The following is a 16,629-nucleotide window of genomic DNA, read 5'->3' on the forward strand; positions in this document are numbered from 1 at the left end:
TTAAGCCAATTCCAATAAAATGGCCATCCCTTGTCCACCGCCAATACATAGGGTTGCCATTCCGTATTTCTCTTGGCGCCGTTGCATCTCGTGAATTAATTTGGTCATGATAATCGCCCCCGTTGCCCCTAGTGGATGGCCTAATGCAATGGCTCCACCGTTGACATTGACATTAGCAGGATCTAGCTTGGCTTCCCGTATAACAGCCAATGATTGTGATGCAAATGCCTCATTCAACTCGAACAGTCCGATATCTTCAACTGCCAGTCCAGTCTTTTTCAATAGGTTCTCGATCGCGGGAACGGGACCGATTCCCATATAACGTGGATCGACACCAGCTGTAGACCAGTTTACAATCTTGGCAATCGGTTTGATATCAAGATTAAAAGCCTTTTCGCGGGTCATCAAAACTAAAGCACTGGCACCATCATTACGGCCACAGGCATTACCAGCCGTGACTGTTCCATCACTTTTGAAGACGGGCTTCAAATGGGACAGTTTTTCTATCGATGTTTCTCTTGGGTGCTCGTCCACTTGAAATACTGTTGTGCTTTTCCTAGTCTTTATTTCAACCGGAACGATTTGAGATTCGAAGGAACCAGACTCAATCGCCTTTCTTGCCCTTCTTTGGCTTTCTACAGCAAAGGCGTCCTGGTCTTCCCGGGAAATTTGGTAGGTTTCCGCTACGTTTTCTGCTGTTATCCCCATCCCCAAATCTTTTCCATACACTTCGGTTGGCTGCTGTCCATTTTCAAGATTAGAATCAACTAGATGAGGGTTTCCTTCTCCAAATCGGGAATTTCTGAGGTAAATGGGGGCTCTACTCATATTTTCCGCTCCACCTGCCACGACAATATCATCCGGATTAAAAGCTAGATGCTGAACACCGGAAATCACTGCCTGTATGCCTGAAGCACATAGGCGGTTTACTGTATAAGCCGAAGCTTCAGGAGGGATACCCGCTCTTAACGCGGCAACACGTGCTAGATTTGAAGATTCGGTCGACTGGCGCACTTCACCAAAAATCACTTCATTTATCTGCTCGGGTGCCAGACCTGCTCTCTCGATTGCATCCTTAATGACCGTTGCCGCTAGATGACCCGCTTGTACATCTTTTAGTTGTCCTCCCATTTTACCTATAGCCGTACGGTTCGCACTTACAATGACAAATTCATGTTCCATTCCAGTTCCTCCTCTTAAAGAAAAAAAGGAAAGCAGATCAATCTGCTCTCCTCGATTTTTCTGTTTATACTGTTATCTTCTTCATGAACGAGTCTAAATCCTCTTTAGTTTCGTGCATTAATTTTGCTTGTATCGATTAATGGTTTTGCCAGCACCAAAATTTTATCGGTATTCACTTCGTATGGCTCGTATGGCGCAAAGATAATAATCATTGCACTGAAAGAAAATCACCGTTGTGTTTGTATCTAATCCACATATATTTTAGTTAAGTTAGAAAGTTTTCCTAATTATCACCATTTTCGATACTTCCAACATATAATACAAACAAAGGCAAAACCGGGGGTATCCACATGCAAGATAAACTACATGATGTACAGATGAATGAGGTAAAGGTTTTTGATGAATGGGTGAAAAAGTTTTTTCTTAATCCGGAGACAAGTAAATTGGACCATCAATTATTTACAATTGACATTTACGAAAGTGATGACGAGTATATGGTGGAAGCAATATTGGAAAACCATGAAGCAAAGGATATTAAAGTGCGTTTAAAAGATAACGAAATTTTGATTACCGTTGAAAAGCCTCACAAACCTTTTCAAAAGCTATTTCATAAAGATAAAGCGATTACATCACCTACACAACGAAAAATTTCTTTCCCTTTTTCCATCTGTTCACGAAGGATCACTGCCGAGTTTACCCACCCATCATTAGTGATTCGTATTCATAAGTATTCCCCCGGTAAAGACCAAGATAGTATTCAGATCGAATAGCTTTAAATAAAAAAGAATGGCTCCTGAAGCTACTTGCTTCCAGAGCCATTCTTTTTTATTAGCCAGCAAAATTAAATGTTGTGGTGCTTCCATTTTGAGTGGATGTGACTTGAAGCTGTGCATCGATTCGTTCTTTCAATTCAGGAACATGGGAAATGATGCCGACTAACCGTCCACTACTCTGGATATCCATTAATGCTTCAATGGCATGATCCAGTGATTCAGGATCGAGTGTACCGAAACCTTCATCTATGAACATCGTTTCCAGGGAAATTCCTCCTGCATTCTGCTGGACAATATCTGCAAGCCCAAGAGCAAGGGCAAGCGAGGCTTTAAAACTCTCTCCGCCAGAAAGCGTTTTGACATGCCTTTCCTGTCCGGTATATTGGTCATATACTGACAGCTCCAACCCACTTTGAATATTCCTGCGAGTTGGGTCAAGCTTTCGCAATAGCTGATAACGACCGCTCGTCATCTTTAACAGTCTCAGATTAGCTTCTTTAAGAATATCATCTAAAAAGGCAGCCAATACATACCGTTCAAACGTAATTCGGAATGAATTTTGGCCTTTTGAAATCTCTGAAAGATGCCCAACGATGCTATATTTTTCATCCAGGCTTTTCTGCTCTTCTCTAATATATGCCAATTTCTGCTCGATTTCCTGGTTATTCTTTTGTTCAGCCTGTAGTTCATTCTGTGTGTGACGCAACTTTTCCAATTCACCGTCAATGAATTCAAATGTTTTCCTTAACCCCTCCAAGTCCGGTTTTGGTACATCTTTTAACTTCATTTCCAGATCATGAAACAAGCTTATGACACTTTGCCAATTTTGTTCGTATAACTGTACTTGTTTTTCCATAGATTGAAGCACATCTTCAGTCCTTTTGGCTGCTGTATATTCCTTATAAGTAGCAAATCCTTGGTTGGACATTTCCACAACCAGCTTTTCACGCTCTTGATTTAATTCAAGCGTCAATGCATCTATATTCCCTGCGAGCGATTCCTTTTTCGCATGGATGCCCGATTCTTTTTCTTTAACCAATTGAAGGGCTTTTTGTGCCTCTTCCAATGATTTTTGTAACTGCTTCTGCCTTCTGACTGCCGCATCAAATGCCCTTGCATATTCTACTTCAGTACGAATTCCTTCTGGAAGGGAATTCGTTAGGCCTGTAAGCTTTGTTGAGTTCTCAATATACCTGGTCTTTGTAACATCTTCCATTTTCTCTAAAGATGCCAAGTTCTCTTTCAATTGAGTACCCTTCTCTTTTAAGGCAATCAATCGTTTCTCCAATTCGCTTCCTGCATCCTTCTTATCCATCATTGACTGTAAATGCTTTTGTAACTCTCTCCCCTTTTCCTCATACGACTTCAAGTATTCGTCGATAAGCTCGGAAGCGAACTCCGGAACGTCATTTTGTAAATCTGTGAATCTTTCATTCTTGGTGTCTGTAAGTGCCTGGAATTTCGATTCTGCCTGGTAAAATTCACTTTCAGCCTGACTTTTTTGTTTATCGGCCATTTTCACTCTATTTTCCTGCTGTTTCAATTCTTCATCCGATGGCATATTCGCATGCAAGTGTGCAGGCTCAGGGTGATCAATCGAACCACAGACGGGACAGTTTTCACCATCATGAAGCATGGATGCTAGCATACCAGCCTGTCCTGCACGCCAATTTTGATTGATTACCTCTAGTTTTTCTTTTTCCTGGAGATGATGATCGAGCATCTTTTGAAATGTAGACTTTTTATTTTCCAAGACATCCATCATGCTTTTACATTCTGAATAAACAGCTTGTAGCTTTCTAAGTTTTGAAAGAAGCTGTTGGTTTTTTTCAAACTCCCTTTCTTTCTCTCCATAAAGGATGGCCACTTTTTCGGCTTCCGCCTTTTCAAGGCTGATTTTCTCCAAGTCCGTTTCGATTCTAGCAAGCTCTGAAATATTATGTTCACGGAGTTGCTTACTTTTCTTCCACTCTGTTTCATCTAAAGTAACCTGTTCTCTAAGACTTGAATAAGTCAAAACGGCTTCTTTCACCTGTTCAAGCTGATGTACATTCCGTAACGCCTGTTCTCGTTTCTCTTCCTTTGCCAGCTCTTGCTCATAAACTTCCTGTTTCTTCAGGCGCTCCTCCAACAATAGTTCGGCCTGCTTCGTTAAATTTTGAAGTTCAGACGTCACCTCTTTTACCTGTTTACCGATTCGCAAGTAATATTGCTCTTGTTTTTCTAGCGAGGCCGCTTTATGAGCCATTTTCATTTGTTCTTTTAACTCCATAATTTCCGGGCGCCTGTTTTCTAAGTCTGCTTTTTCATTTTGTAATCTGTCTTTCTCAGCAAATCTATTCAATAAATCGGCCGCTTTGGATAGCTCTTGGTTGACCTGATCACGGGCATTCTGCTTTTCCTTTAGAAGCTCACCTAAATGTTGATGCTTTTCTGTAGCCGTTGATATCACCGAATGAAGCAAAGGAAGAATTTGTTGTTCATTTGGTTCAGCTGCTTCCAATAAAGATTGAAGCTCCACATGATCACCCGGTTTGATGCCCTTCATTAATTCAATGCGACGCTGTGCGCTTTTTTCACTTTGTTTCTTAAGAAGTGATGCTTCCTCTTTTAATCTTTCTTCTATTCTCTTATATAATTCGGTATGGAATAACTTTTGCAAAATCTGTTCCTTATCTTTACTATCAGATGTTAATAGTTTACGGAATTCATTTTGCGGAATCATCAGGATTTGCCTAAACTGGTTCGCATCCAACCCAATGAGTACTTTGATTTTCTCTTCAACCTCGCGAACATTGGCTCCCAGTAACTTTCTCCCCTCGCCTTGTACCAATTCATATAGTTCTGCTTTCGCACTAACGGTTGTGGTACCCTCTCCTGATTTCTTCTTTCGTTCCTGCTGTGGAGATCGGGTAACCAAATATGTTTTTCCACGGAGAGTGAATTGCAATGAAACCTCCGTCAAGACGTCATCCTCGGCAAATTGACTTCGTAAATCTTGTCCACTACGGTCTTCACCGCTCGCTTTCCCATATATAGCAAAGCTAATCCCATCAAAAATGGTCGTTTTCCCGGCACCGGTCTTTCCCGAAATGACAAACATGGTCCGTTCTCCCAGTGTATTAAAATCAATGATTTCCTTACCCGCATATGGACCGAATGCTTGCATCGTCAAAATATGAGGTCTCATTTCAAAGCCTCCTCTTTCTTGACAGCTTCAATGACAGAAACCATCAGTTCCTTCTTTTGAGAATCGAACTCTCTATCTGTCATCTCCTGATAAAACGTCTCAAACAAGTCTATTTCAGACTTCCTTTCATCTTTTACGGAGGAATATGATTTTTTTCGTCTCAAATCGGTCAGATCCCATTTCCGTTCCAGGTGAAGCACATTCGGGTAAACTTGACGCAATCGGTTAATGGGATCGATGAGCGATCCCTCGTCATTCAAGGTAATCTTCAAATAATCGTCTACTTTTTGGTTTTGATAAAAAGTAACGTCAAGTAATTCTTCCATCGTGCCTGAAATCTCCCTCATATCATACTTAGGGGTCAAGGACCGATAGCGAATCTCAAAGTTACCATCTTCTCTCATTTCAACGATGGATAGCGACTTATTTTGTTTAGCTTCAGAAAATGAATACTTTAAAAGCGATCCGGAGTAATAAACCTTTGGATGTCGAATTGCATCCGGGCTATGTAAATGCCCAAGTGCCGTATAATCGAACGCATCAAATAAATCGGCTGTCACACAACCAGATCCACCTACTGACAGAACCCGTTCTGAATCGCTCGTTTTACCACCCAATACAAATGCGTGTCCCACCAAAATATTCGGCTCATTTGGATTAAGCGTTTCCTCTATACCCCCTGTTATCCTTCTCATCGCCTCTTGATGGGAATGGATGCTTTCATCTTCGAAAACGTGACGAACCGTCCCTGGTTCTGCATAAGGAACACAGTAAAAATTAACACCTTTGATATGGACTGGTTCACATGTTTTTGTCAGTTTCCCGTGAATGTATAACTGGCTATGGCGGTACCATGATGAGCCAAATGATAACCTTTCAGCCGAATCGTGGTTCCCCGATATGGCCACAATGGGTATTTTCATTTTCACATTGATTGTATAAAGAATCTCATCAAGTAGCTCAACAGCCTCAGTCGGTGGGACGGAACGGTCATAAAGATCACCGGCAATGACCACCGCATCGGGTTTTTCCTCTTCGATTATCTCAATAAATTGTAGCAGGGCATGACGTTGGTCATCCGTCATATGGACCCCGTGAACAATTTTCCCTAAATGCCAATCGGCCGTATGGATAAATTTCATCGTTTCACTCCGTCCTCGTTTTTCTTACTACTATTATATCAAATATTAAAAAGAAAGCCTTGATAGAGTACAAACGTTCTAATTATTACCACAATCCATAATAAAAAAGGCACACTCTAAAGAGTATGCCCACCCTGCCTTCAGCTAAATAAATGCTGATAGGGATCCATATTCACTTGTCGCTCCGTCAATTTTTTTTGTAAAAACTTATGATCTCGTTTAGGTGTGGCAATGATATACCCACGAATCACCAAATCTTCTGTTATATCCGGTGCCTTTTCTTTCAAAGCCAATTCACCGATCTTACCAGCGATTTTATGACGGGCCACATCACGAAAAAGTTCCGGTACAGGGCTTACTAAATCTTCAAGCAAATCCTTTTGCTGTTGTGACCATAAGTGGTTCGTTTGTTCCAAGTAATACTCTTCCCAATCCATATCTGATTTCCCGTCTTCTTTCGGGAATCTCTTTAAGAACTTCCGAAACATGAAAAAGCCACCAATGCTCATCAACGTTACTAAAAGGACTACCCAAAAAAGGATAAACCATAAAAACCAGCCTCCTAGCAAAGAACCACCTCATATGTATAAATTAATTTATCGTTACCATTATTATAGACAGTAACCCATTTCTTTACAAGGCTGGTAATGGAATCAATCTTGAGAATCTACTTCGATTAACGTAAGGGAAAAGTCTCCCACAGCATTTTCTTCATATAAATTCGTAAGCGATGTTGAATAGTTGAAGATTTCTGCCCGGTATTCTTCTCTTGTCTCAGGAATCTTTAAATCAAAAACCATTTGATAGAGCAGCGTTGTGATATCATGATACTCCTCGCTCGTTACTTTAAAATCAAAACTAATCTTTCTAAGTTCTCCGCTTTCAGGGTTCTTTATAGATTCGGCATGAAAATTTGTGACCTGCAGCGAAACATCATTCAATACAACTTCATCAACCATTTCATTAACAACTCCTTAGTATATTAGATTAAAGTTATGTTACCACTCCGACTGCTTAACGCCAACGATTTAGCTTCAAAATAGAAAAAAACGTGCTAGGGAATCCCCGGCACATTTTTTCTATTAATTCCCTTTTTTAACGATTATACGCCATTGAGCGTCATCGACTTGTTCAAATTCCGTAATTTCATGACCTTCCGTTGCAGCCCAGCGAGGGATACTTTCCGTTGCTTGGGTGCAATCGAAATTGATGATCAATTCTTCCCCTTTTGTCATACCTGCAATTGCTTCTTTAGCCTCTACTAATGGAAACGGACAAACCATTCCTGATGTCTCTAATACCTTTGCCATTTTACTCCACTCCTCTAATTAATGTGATAAAACTCAGGCAGCCTTTGATGCACTTGAACTCTTTTGCTTACGGATGATAGTGAAATAAGCCGCTACCCATGTTCCTAATAAGAAAAAGACAATCGCGACCCAGCCTTGCCACGCAAATAATGCTGAGTTAACCAGTCCATTACCTATGGTACACCCGCCGGCGATACTCGCGCCAAATCCCATAATCACTCCACCAAAAGCATTATTACGCAATGTTTTCATATCAGGCAGTCTCCAACGGAATTCCCCGCTGCCTTTGGCTGCAATGAAAGCACCCAAGAAAATGCCCAATACTAAAAATGTACCCCAATCGATGAGCGCGTCATCTCCTGTGATAAGGAACGTTAAAATATTCGCAGAAGGTGTAGTAATCCCTAAACCGAACATTCGCCCGGTCATCGCACTTAAAGGCCAAGCCACGATGGCAATAAGTCCTACCAATAATGCAGTGACAAAGGGATGCCAGCGTTTTTCAAATAAAATATGAGCCAATCCCGTTTTTTTCGGTTTCATCTTGAACATAGGAAGTTTAGGCTTTTTAAATTCCCTGATGACCAAGATACCAACTATGATTATCAAAACAATGACCAATAACCAAGGTGACACATTCAACGTTTCATGAATATACGTATCACTCGTACGATAAGAAACCAGATGATCCCCTGTAGCTTTCCACACGCCGTACTTCGTCATTGCAGCTCCAAGCATATAACCGAAGAGTGCGACCCAACTACCGATCATACCCTCTCCTGCCCGGTACCATGTTCCTGTCGCACAGCCTCCTGCAAGAACCATCCCGATACCGAATATAAAGCCTCCGAGGATGGTTCCTAACCAAGGAAAACCATCATTACCAAATTGAATGATTCCTGTATCCCGTAGTGCATACACACCAACGCTTTGTATCGCAATGACAATGAACGTAGCTAAAAACATTCGCCCGTCTTTCGCTATAAGCAAATCACGATATGCACCAACAACACAGAAACGGCCTCTTTGAAGCACAAATCCTAGTAGTAAACCACAAATAATCCCTAACACAATCATTTGTAACATAAACCGTTTCCCCCTTAAGTAAACAACAATAATATTAATATAATATAATTCGCATGAAATTACTATGATTTTTAATGAATTTCTCCTCTAACCTAATTTTGAATAGAACAACTAAGTGTTTTTACCAAACAAAAAAACCACATGTGTCAACATGCGGTTTTCACTGGGTAAAAGTCAAATCATCTTACCTTCACTAAAAGAAGCTGCTTTGACTTTTTTATATTGGTAAAGCATCACAACTCGCCAAGGAACAATCATACCGAAAGCAAGAAGGAAAAACATCCCACCAAGCACTCCAATTTCAATCGTGCTTCCCAAAATCAATTTAGCTACCAAACGAATTACCATAATACCGATTAAAATAAAAATAAATGCTTTGGAACGCTGGATATATATTTGTTCATCACGCACTTCGAATTTCGAAGTCTTGATTAATAAGATAGAAAATAACATACCAGCTATAAGAGCTTCTAAAAGTTCAGAACGTGTTACTTGAAACATCGGAAAAAGAAACATCAAAGCTCCTGTACTCATGAAAAGAGGCGGTAGTATAATCTTTTTCGCATTCACCGGTCTTTCCGTTTCCTTCATACGCAACTTAAAAACAACTAAAGCCATCAAAATAGCCATTCCTGTTGTTATATATATCATTTAACTCATCCTTTTTAGCTAATAGTAAGTAGGTACACACTAAGAAAACTATATAATAATTATAACCTTAAACAAAGTATATAGTACCTAAATCAGATTAACAAGGCGAGTATTTAATCCAATACCCTATTAACGGCATCCAAGACTCGATTCTCATCAAAAGGCTTTACAATAAAGTCCTTTGCTCCAGCCTCAATGGCTTCCACAACCATTTTTTGCTGCCCCATAGCTGAGCACATAATAACCATTGCAGAGGAAAACTCCTTTTTTATTTCCTTAACTGCATCAAGCCCGCTCATTATCGGCATTGTTATATCCATTATGACTAAATCGGGATTCAGTCTTCGATATAGATCAATCGCCTCTTTTCCATTTTCACCTTCACCAACCACTTCATGGCCTGCTTTAGTCAATATATTTGAAAGTGTCATTCTCATAAATTTAGCATCATCAACTACTAATAATTGGGCCATAGCCGCTCCTCCTCATTTCAAACAACAAGCAGAACAAATAAAAGATATTCAAAGTTATATATTCCTAGAATATCTAACTTAAGTCCTAAAATCAACGAATTTTATAACTAAAGGAATAAAAAAAGAGACCAAAGACTCAATGAAAAGCCTATACAATTCAAAAAATATATTTTTTTACATGAAAATGCACTAAAATCCAATAAACCCACCGAATAGTGTAGTTAAAACGGCAATGATTTTAGTCATCCAATCAAAAAATAAGATAATCCCCATAACAATCATTAAATAACCGCCAATTTTCATAATGTACTGACTGTAGGTTTTTATCCATTTTAATTTCCCTACAAAAAAGGATAAAACAAAGAATGGGATGGCAAATCCTAATACATAAGCAATCATATAGTTCATAGCGGCACTAGGATTTGTTACCCCTAGCGTCATGACAGTACCTAAAAGGGGACCCGCACATGGCGTCCACCCAGCTGCAAAAGCAAGACCAATAAGAATCGATCCCAAGTAACCACCAGGCCTGTTCTTAAATTCAAACCGGCTATCCTTCATTAAGGACTTCGGTTGGAAGATTCCCACTATGAATAACCCAAAAAGGACTATTAAGATGGCACCAATTTGACGAATTAACTCTTTATAATCCGAAAAGAAAGAACCTAAATATGTAGTACCGAATCCTAGCGCTATAAATACCAACGAGAAACCTAGCAAAAAGAACAACGTATGCAACATGCTTCTTTTTTGCAGCATAGTATTATCCGACTTGATTTCTCCCACGCTCATACCTGTGATGTATGATAAAAAAGCAGGATATAACGGCAAGCAGCATGGAGAAATAAAGCTCAAAAATCCAGCTCCAAATGCTAAGAAAATATTAATTTCATCCAAGACTTCCACTCCTATGTAAGACAACCTATAAACATTGTATCAAATTAGATAAAAAAATACATTTTTGGAATTGATAATTTTTCGTGACACCTGAAAAAGCTAATTAAAATGATCTTTACCCATAAGTGAAAAACTTATTTGATAACAATTCATCAAGGCTTTATAATTGTTATATTCATACATATTTTACAACAAATCTAAAAAAACGCCAATGCATTCGGATTAGAAAGGAATAGCTATGTTAAAAAGTAATGAATGTCTTGAACAAATCGAATTAAAACGAAGTGAACTTATTACTATAGTGGAGCGAAATGGGTTAAGTTCACATCTTGCCATCGAACTTAGTCAACAGCTTGACCAATTACTCAACATCTATCATGAAAAACATTATAAAACGGGTACTTGACTAAAGTGATACTGGTTTCAGTATATGACGTATATTCATCTTCATTCCTCAATGACGTGCACTTATTGCTTACCTCTCTTCTTCTCATTCCTAATCATTAATAAATAAAGACAAACTCCGCATAATAACATGTATAACCGTATTTCCTGGAGGAAACTATTGTGAAAACTTTATTTATTGCCCTATCCCTCATTATTTTGTTTCCTGCCTCCTATAATGAGTCCCAGGCAGCAACAGACAGCAGAGCCGTTTACGAAAAAACAGGAAATGTTATTTGGGAAGTGAATACTCAAGAAAAAATTGTTGCCATTACATTTGATGATGGGCCCCATCCAGACTATACTCCTCAGATCCTGGATCTTTTAGCAAAATATAACGCAAAAGCTACTTTCTTCGTAGCGGGTAATAAAGTGAAGAGCAACCCCGATGTTTTAAAAAGAGAGATTAAGGAAGGTCATGAAATTGCCAACCATACTTATACTCATCCATATGATAGGAATATAACTGCTCATAGACTATCATCGGAATTAGATGATACGGATAAGATTATATGGGACCTTGCACAATATAAACCCTCTCTTTATCGTCCTGTAGGTGGTTTCCATAATGACACAATCATCAATACTGCGGTTAATAAAGGATTTAAAGTGGTACTCTGGTCTTGGCATCAGGACCCAAAAGACTGGGCTAGGCCTCCAGCCAATAAAATATCAAACCACATCATTAAATCCTTGCGACCCGGAGATATCATTTTACTTCATGATTGGAGTGACCGCCCCCAAACAGTTCGTGCTTTAGAAACAACACTAGCTTATCTTTATAAAAATGGGTATGAATGTGTAACCGTATCCGAATTATTGTATCGTTCAAACCTTACCTTACCTGAATTTTTCAGGGTTTTCCCATTGAAATAGGAAATATAATACGTTTTATTTATTCGGTCAACACTAGTAATAGGCCACTCTAATCCAATCGATATGTCACCCCAGTATCAGTCAGGATGTTTCAATCACTTTAAGCCCTTATATAGTGGAGGAACATCTCTTTTAAAAACTGTTGTTGATCAATGGGGGTAATTCCCGAAGATGGTATAGCTACCTTTTCATGTAAAGTGATTCTCGTTGAAAATATGCTAAAACAATTTGTTATTGTTTGAAGAGCTAGCTCCATATTTATATCCGAACGGAGAGAGTCATCTTCAACCCCTTGCTTTATGATTTTGAAAATTTCACGTGATAACTCTTTTTGTATGTCGATATAGGATTCAATATTTTCTAGAGGCTCGTTTTTATATGAGGAATAGCTTTCAAAAGCCTCACGAAATAAGGTGACTTTTCTAGCTGGTCCATTCGCGATCTCTAAAAAATATTCGAATAACTCTTCAAATTTTTCGTATGCGTTCTTTTCTGAATCAGCAATCTTTTTTAGGTCGTCTTGGAAATCACTTAAAATGAATACAGCAACCTCAACGATTAAATTTTCTTTTTTAGGAAAGTAACGAAATAAGGTGGCTATACCGACATTTGCCTTTGTAGCGACATCTTGCATCTGTACATCATATAATCCTTTTTCTGAAAATAATTCCTCCGCTGCAAGGATTATTTGTTCTGTCCGATGCTTTTTATTTTTTTCTCTAGTATTTGAACTCACGATTCATCGGTCCTTTCTCCTATTGCTTGATATATTCTGTTAAATAGTATAAAATAAAAATGCATAAAATGATAGTTCAACTATCAAAAAAATAATAATGAGGTGTTATTTATGGAAAGGTTATTAAATAAAGTAGCGATTATCACTGGCGCAGCAGCCGGTATGGGTGCGACTCATGCGCGTAAATTTGTTGAAGAAGGCGCAAAAGTTGTTTTAACCGACTTAAATGAAGAAGCCGGAGCAGCCCTAGCGAAAGAACTAGGCGAAAACGCCATATTTATTAAACAAGACGTTTCTAGCGAAGCCGATTGGCAGACTGTCGTTACCGAGACTGAAAACACATTTGGCCCAGTAAACATTTTAGTAAACAATGCAGGAATAAGCCTTAATAAATCCATTGAAGATACAACCTTAGATCAGTACCTTAAAATCGTAAAAATTAACCAAGTATCCGTATTTTTAGGAATGAAAACCGTTGTTTCATCCATGAAGAAAACTGAAAACGGATCAATCGTCAATATTTCTTCAATGAACGGGCTAGTGGCTGGTGCAATTGGTTATACGGATACAAAATTTGCCGTTCGCGGAATGACAAAAGCAGCCGCAATTGATTTTTCACGTTATGGAATCCGCGTGAATTCAGTACACCCAGGTGTGATTGAAACACCAATGGTAACCCAAGGCGATGCTGTTGAAGTCATCAAAGAATTTGCCAAACATATTCCTCTTAAACGCGTGGCACAGCCAGAAGAAGTCTCCAATCTCGTTCTTTTCCTAGCTTCCGAAGAATCAAGCTATTCTACAGGAGCTGAATTCGTAATTGACGGCGGATTAACTGCACAATAATATAAAATGACACATACAACACAGGTTGCCCCCTTTTATCTTGGGGCAACCTATTTTTCATTTAATGGCCATTTGAATGGGATCCCTTCTATCTCCTCTTTCCTTTCTGTATACTTAAATATCAATTTTTTCCGTCCTGGCCCTTATAACTGATTCTTCTTCACGCAAAAAACCCCCTTCTCTGGTAGAATTCGTCAGAGAAAGAGGTTTCGGATCGTGATGAAAGATAAAGCAAACAAAAATTTATGATGAAAGATTACTCTGTAATGCATTTTATGATTTGCTCATCCTATAATAGCCATAATCAATCGATTAAAAATTAGTGCATAGCGATTTTCATGCTATTTATTTGGTTTGTTGTTTATTCATAGCACTCATCATTTGATTAATTTTCTTTTGGGACGGTTTCATACCCATTTGCATCATCATCATGAAAAGCCCTGTTATATCAACGTTTTACTATTCTATATTCGCACCTATTCTGTTGAAGAAAAATATACCATAATTAGTTTTAAAAGTCTATTCAGATGCATTCTATTGTGAAAGTCAGGTTAATCATTCCTCACTTTTCAAAAATCTATAGTTATTGAGAAGGCTGAAATCCAATACAGGAATTTCAGCAGTTCAATAGGCAATCATCACTTCTACGTTTGTCGGGATGATGATTACTTTTACAGGAGAATACGTAGTTTTACCGATACTCTTTTAATTGTACTACCTCTAGCAACTTAATAATATCGTTATTATTAATTCGTCGGCTATAGAATAAGTAAGGCGCGATGCAATACCCCAATAGGTGAATTTTAATTATGCAGGTATCATTGAGGGTCTCTATCGCTCAAATTACATAAGCATGGAAGAGGATGGCTTTGTTGTATGTAGCGGTAGTTCTAATATTAAGTTACCTCTTATGCATCAAACCTATTCTTAGAACATTCCCAAACTTTTGAAGGGCTGTTACTGGGTGAAGTACGTTAAGCTTTTAGGCATTGTTTAAAAAAGTAATGTTGATTGTTCTATGAATTGTACAATTTTAAGAAACTCATCAGGGTTAGTATCAAACCATTCCTTACCAAGTGCTGTCCCAATCTTTTTGTTTCTATAAGTAAGTATATTATGAACAGCTTGCTCCAAAACAAGTGAATTATTTGTTTTTATAATTACTGCTATTTTGGGTTTTTCTGGCAATGCTGTAGAAGCTTGCGAAAGTATCCTTTGTAAAGGGTCTCTATCGGTTTTTCCAATTTTACATGCCCACGTATCCTTTTGCCGATTTAATTGATAACTCGGTAAATAGTATAAGTAGACAGCACTAGTACCTTCTCCCAACACTATATCTGCTTCATAGTCGTCTTTTGTCTCTTCACTACTTTCTGTATGATGATTTTTAATATTATCACGAATAGGGACAGTAACATCAGTTTCTTCACTAACTTTAAAACTACTATCAGAAATTACCCAATATCCATAAGAAGGGTTATCTGCTAATCCTTCTTTTTTTAGTATTTCCAAGGCTTTTTTTATAATTCTTGACTTATCCCCTGCAATGGTATCCTTTCCGCCTCTGTCTAAATGAGTCTTTGTAACCTCATTTTGAATCGTCTGCCTCATTTCTAATCTTCCAATAAATAATTCTAAAATTAGATGTTTACAAACTTTTGGTGTAAGTGGTAAATTTTTATATTGATATTCAATATATTCCTTCAAATATATCGTACCTCCAATTTTTCTTCATTTTCACTAAAAGTAAGTGTTAAAAATACGTTTTCAACTTAAAAACATCTTTAGCTTTTACCAATTAATCCTAATACAGTATTTACCTGTTTATTAGTGACCGGGTTAGTGACCGAAAAATTGCTCTAAGTCTGTGGTTTTACAGAAAACCAGTGAGCTTTTATTTAACTCACTGGCTAATTTTCATTTTTTATACAAATCTCATATCAAACAATTTGCAGATAAATAACTAAAAAGTATTAAATTTTTGGTATGCTCTGTTCTTATCTTCAGCTTTTTTTGAATCAATAAATCCATTCTTAGGTACAATTGATTTTAAATCGTTTACATATGCAATAAAATTTGGTTTTAAAGTTTTACTGCCTTGAATTTGAAAATCTCTTTTTAACAGAAGCTGCTTTGGTTTCATTTTTTTATAAAAGTCAAAGTATTTATACTTAGGATTTACACTTCCATGGTGATTAATTTTCAAAGCAATCCTATAATCTAGTAATTCACTTTGATTAATTAATGTATCTTCAATATCCCTCAATTGGTTTCTTGTTGCATCCCCTGTAAAAAAAGTTGAACCAACTCGGCAAATTAGACTCATTTCATTTTTTAACTTTCTTATAATTGCACTTTCAATTTCATCCCACATTTCTGAATAATCAGATTTACTTAACTTGTATTTTTTTCTATCCAATAGCTTCCCAGTACGTAAATCCTTGATTAGCTTATGAGTATTAATAGCTTTTAACCAAGAGGAAGTCGAAGGGGTATATGAACTAATTTTAGAAATAAAGTCGTTTATTAATATTGTAGTCTTATTTGCTGACTTGGTTGGAAATGTCTCAAATTCGAAAATCCCTTTTCCCTTAAAGTCCATATCCCACGGATACAAAATGTTTGCTGGGGCTTTTACGCTATAAACTCGGAAAATATTATCTTCATTTGTTTCAATCCATCTATAACTTCCTTCAAATAACATTGGAAATCTCAAATTAACATCATTAAACGTAAAGCGAAGTTTCTCTACTATATATACGAGTGGTGATAATATTACAAAATCTGGTTCTAATTCTTCGATTATAGTATTTGCTAATCCAATGTGGTCTTCATCTCCATGACTGATTACAAAACAATCCAGGTTAGAGAATAAACATTTATACTTCTTTATTATATCTTCACCATTCTTTGTCTTTCCAGCATCAATTAGATACTGGTATGTTTCTTTTATCCAAAAAGACTCAGAGCGTGAAGCATAATTGGTCATAATTCCCCATCCCACTATTTCAACTCCCCTTCAA

Annotated in this window: 17 protein-coding genes and 1 pseudogene; 4 read left to right on the forward strand and 14 right to left on the reverse strand. The window is 37.8% G+C overall.

What is annotated here, in order from left to right; all coding sequences use genetic code 11:
* Positions 1 to 1,182, reverse strand: coding sequence for a thiolase family protein (locus ACQKIC_RS16045; protein WP_402991947.1), 1,182 nt, complete (start codon positions 1,180 to 1,182; stop codon positions 1 to 3).
* A gap of 350 nt (positions 1,183 to 1,532) precedes the next feature.
* Between ACQKIC_RS16045 and ACQKIC_RS16050 the strand changes: the two genes are divergently transcribed.
* Entirely contained in the window at positions 1,533 to 1,952 is a 420-nt protein-coding gene (locus tag ACQKIC_RS16050) for an Hsp20/alpha crystallin family protein (protein WP_402875388.1), read from the forward strand.
* A gap of 58 nt (positions 1,953 to 2,010) precedes the next feature.
* Here ACQKIC_RS16050 and ACQKIC_RS16055 read toward each other — a convergent pair whose 3' ends face one another.
* The 9 genes from ACQKIC_RS16055 to ACQKIC_RS16095 all read right to left on the reverse strand — a co-directional run bounded on the left by ACQKIC_RS16055 (position 2,011) and on the right by ACQKIC_RS16095 (position 10,704).
* On the reverse strand, positions 2,011 to 5,145 hold the full coding sequence (locus ACQKIC_RS16055) for an AAA family ATPase (protein WP_427591997.1): 3,135 nt from the start codon (positions 5,143 to 5,145) through the stop codon (positions 2,011 to 2,013).
* Positions 5,142 to 6,287, reverse strand: a complete 1,146-nt coding sequence (locus tag ACQKIC_RS16060) for an exonuclease SbcCD subunit D (RefSeq protein ID WP_427591996.1) — start codon at positions 6,285 to 6,287, stop codon at positions 5,142 to 5,144. The genes ACQKIC_RS16055 and ACQKIC_RS16060 overlap by 4 nt, the downstream gene beginning before the upstream one ends.
* Before the next feature lie 140 nt (positions 6,288 to 6,427).
* Positions 6,428 to 6,856: a DUF2621 domain-containing protein gene (locus ACQKIC_RS16065; protein WP_402956425.1), complete on the reverse strand. Its 429-nt coding sequence runs from the start codon at positions 6,854 to 6,856 to the stop codon at positions 6,428 to 6,430.
* A gap of 84 nt (positions 6,857 to 6,940) precedes the next feature.
* Positions 6,941 to 7,246, reverse strand: a complete 306-nt coding sequence (locus ACQKIC_RS16070; protein WP_402956423.1) for a DUF3219 family protein — start codon at positions 7,244 to 7,246, stop codon at positions 6,941 to 6,943.
* Between the two features lie 123 nt (positions 7,247 to 7,369).
* The gene (locus tag ACQKIC_RS16075; protein ID WP_402991956.1) at positions 7,370 to 7,597 is read right to left on the reverse strand and encodes a sulfurtransferase TusA family protein; all 228 of its coding nucleotides are present in this window, start codon (positions 7,595 to 7,597) and stop codon (positions 7,370 to 7,372) included.
* Between the two features lie 33 nt (positions 7,598 to 7,630).
* Positions 7,631 to 8,683, reverse strand: a complete 1,053-nt coding sequence (locus tag ACQKIC_RS16080; RefSeq protein WP_402956419.1) for a YeeE/YedE thiosulfate transporter family protein — start codon at positions 8,681 to 8,683, stop codon at positions 7,631 to 7,633.
* 174 nt (positions 8,684 to 8,857) lie between these two features.
* Positions 8,858 to 9,334, reverse strand: a complete 477-nt coding sequence (locus tag ACQKIC_RS16085; protein ID WP_402875374.1) for a CcdC family protein — start codon at positions 9,332 to 9,334, stop codon at positions 8,858 to 8,860.
* A 113-nt stretch (positions 9,335 to 9,447) separates the two neighbouring features.
* A complete protein-coding gene (locus ACQKIC_RS16090; protein WP_427591995.1) occupies positions 9,448 to 9,807 on the reverse strand; it encodes a response regulator in 360 nt (119 codons plus the stop codon).
* Between the two features lie 189 nt (positions 9,808 to 9,996).
* On the reverse strand, positions 9,997 to 10,704 hold the full coding sequence (locus tag ACQKIC_RS16095) for a cytochrome c biogenesis CcdA family protein (RefSeq protein ID WP_402875369.1): 708 nt from the start codon (positions 10,702 to 10,704) through the stop codon (positions 9,997 to 9,999).
* A 238-nt stretch (positions 10,705 to 10,942) separates the two neighbouring features.
* On the opposite strand from ACQKIC_RS16095, the gene ACQKIC_RS16100 reads away from it, so the two are divergent.
* Together ACQKIC_RS16100 and ACQKIC_RS16105 are read left to right on the forward strand one after the other, a co-directional pair.
* Positions 10,943 to 11,110, forward strand: coding sequence for a Spo0E family sporulation regulatory protein-aspartic acid phosphatase (locus tag ACQKIC_RS16100; protein WP_402875367.1), 168 nt, complete (start codon positions 10,943 to 10,945; stop codon positions 11,108 to 11,110).
* 158 nt (positions 11,111 to 11,268) lie between these two features.
* Entirely contained in the window at positions 11,269 to 12,024 is a 756-nt protein-coding gene (locus ACQKIC_RS16105; protein ID WP_402956503.1) for a polysaccharide deacetylase family protein, read from the forward strand.
* Positions 12,025 to 12,124: 100 nt separating this feature from the next.
* Here ACQKIC_RS16105 and ACQKIC_RS16110 read toward each other — a convergent pair whose 3' ends face one another.
* Positions 12,125 to 12,760, reverse strand: coding sequence for a TetR/AcrR family transcriptional regulator (locus ACQKIC_RS16110; protein ID WP_402991959.1), 636 nt, complete (start codon positions 12,758 to 12,760; stop codon positions 12,125 to 12,127).
* Between the two features lie 111 nt (positions 12,761 to 12,871).
* Between ACQKIC_RS16110 and ACQKIC_RS16115 the strand changes: the two genes are divergently transcribed.
* Positions 12,872 to 13,606: a glucose 1-dehydrogenase gene (locus ACQKIC_RS16115; RefSeq protein ID WP_427591994.1), complete on the forward strand. Its 735-nt coding sequence runs from the start codon at positions 12,872 to 12,874 to the stop codon at positions 13,604 to 13,606.
* A 345-nt stretch (positions 13,607 to 13,951) separates the two neighbouring features.
* On the opposite strand, the pseudogene ACQKIC_RS16120 reads toward ACQKIC_RS16115, so the two are convergent.
* From ACQKIC_RS16120 to ACQKIC_RS16130, 3 genes and pseudogenes are all read right to left on the reverse strand, one after another.
* A pseudogene (locus tag ACQKIC_RS16120) lies at positions 13,952 to 14,044 on the reverse strand (YneF family protein); the annotation flags it as partial.
* Positions 14,045 to 14,599: 555 nt separating this feature from the next.
* Complete coding sequence (locus ACQKIC_RS16125) at positions 14,600 to 15,313, reverse strand: GIY-YIG nuclease family protein (RefSeq protein ID WP_402991083.1); 714 nt, start codon at positions 15,311 to 15,313, stop codon at positions 14,600 to 14,602.
* A gap of 256 nt (positions 15,314 to 15,569) precedes the next feature.
* The gene (locus ACQKIC_RS16130) at positions 15,570 to 16,610 is read right to left on the reverse strand and encodes a hypothetical protein (RefSeq protein ID WP_402991080.1); all 1,041 of its coding nucleotides are present in this window, start codon (positions 16,608 to 16,610) and stop codon (positions 15,570 to 15,572) included.
* Between the last annotated feature and the right edge of the window lie 19 nt (positions 16,611 to 16,629).

The sequence above is a fragment of the Peribacillus sp. NPDC046944 genome, from assembly GCF_050272735.1.
Lineage (GTDB): Bacteria > Bacillota > Bacilli > Bacillales > DSM-1321 > Peribacillus.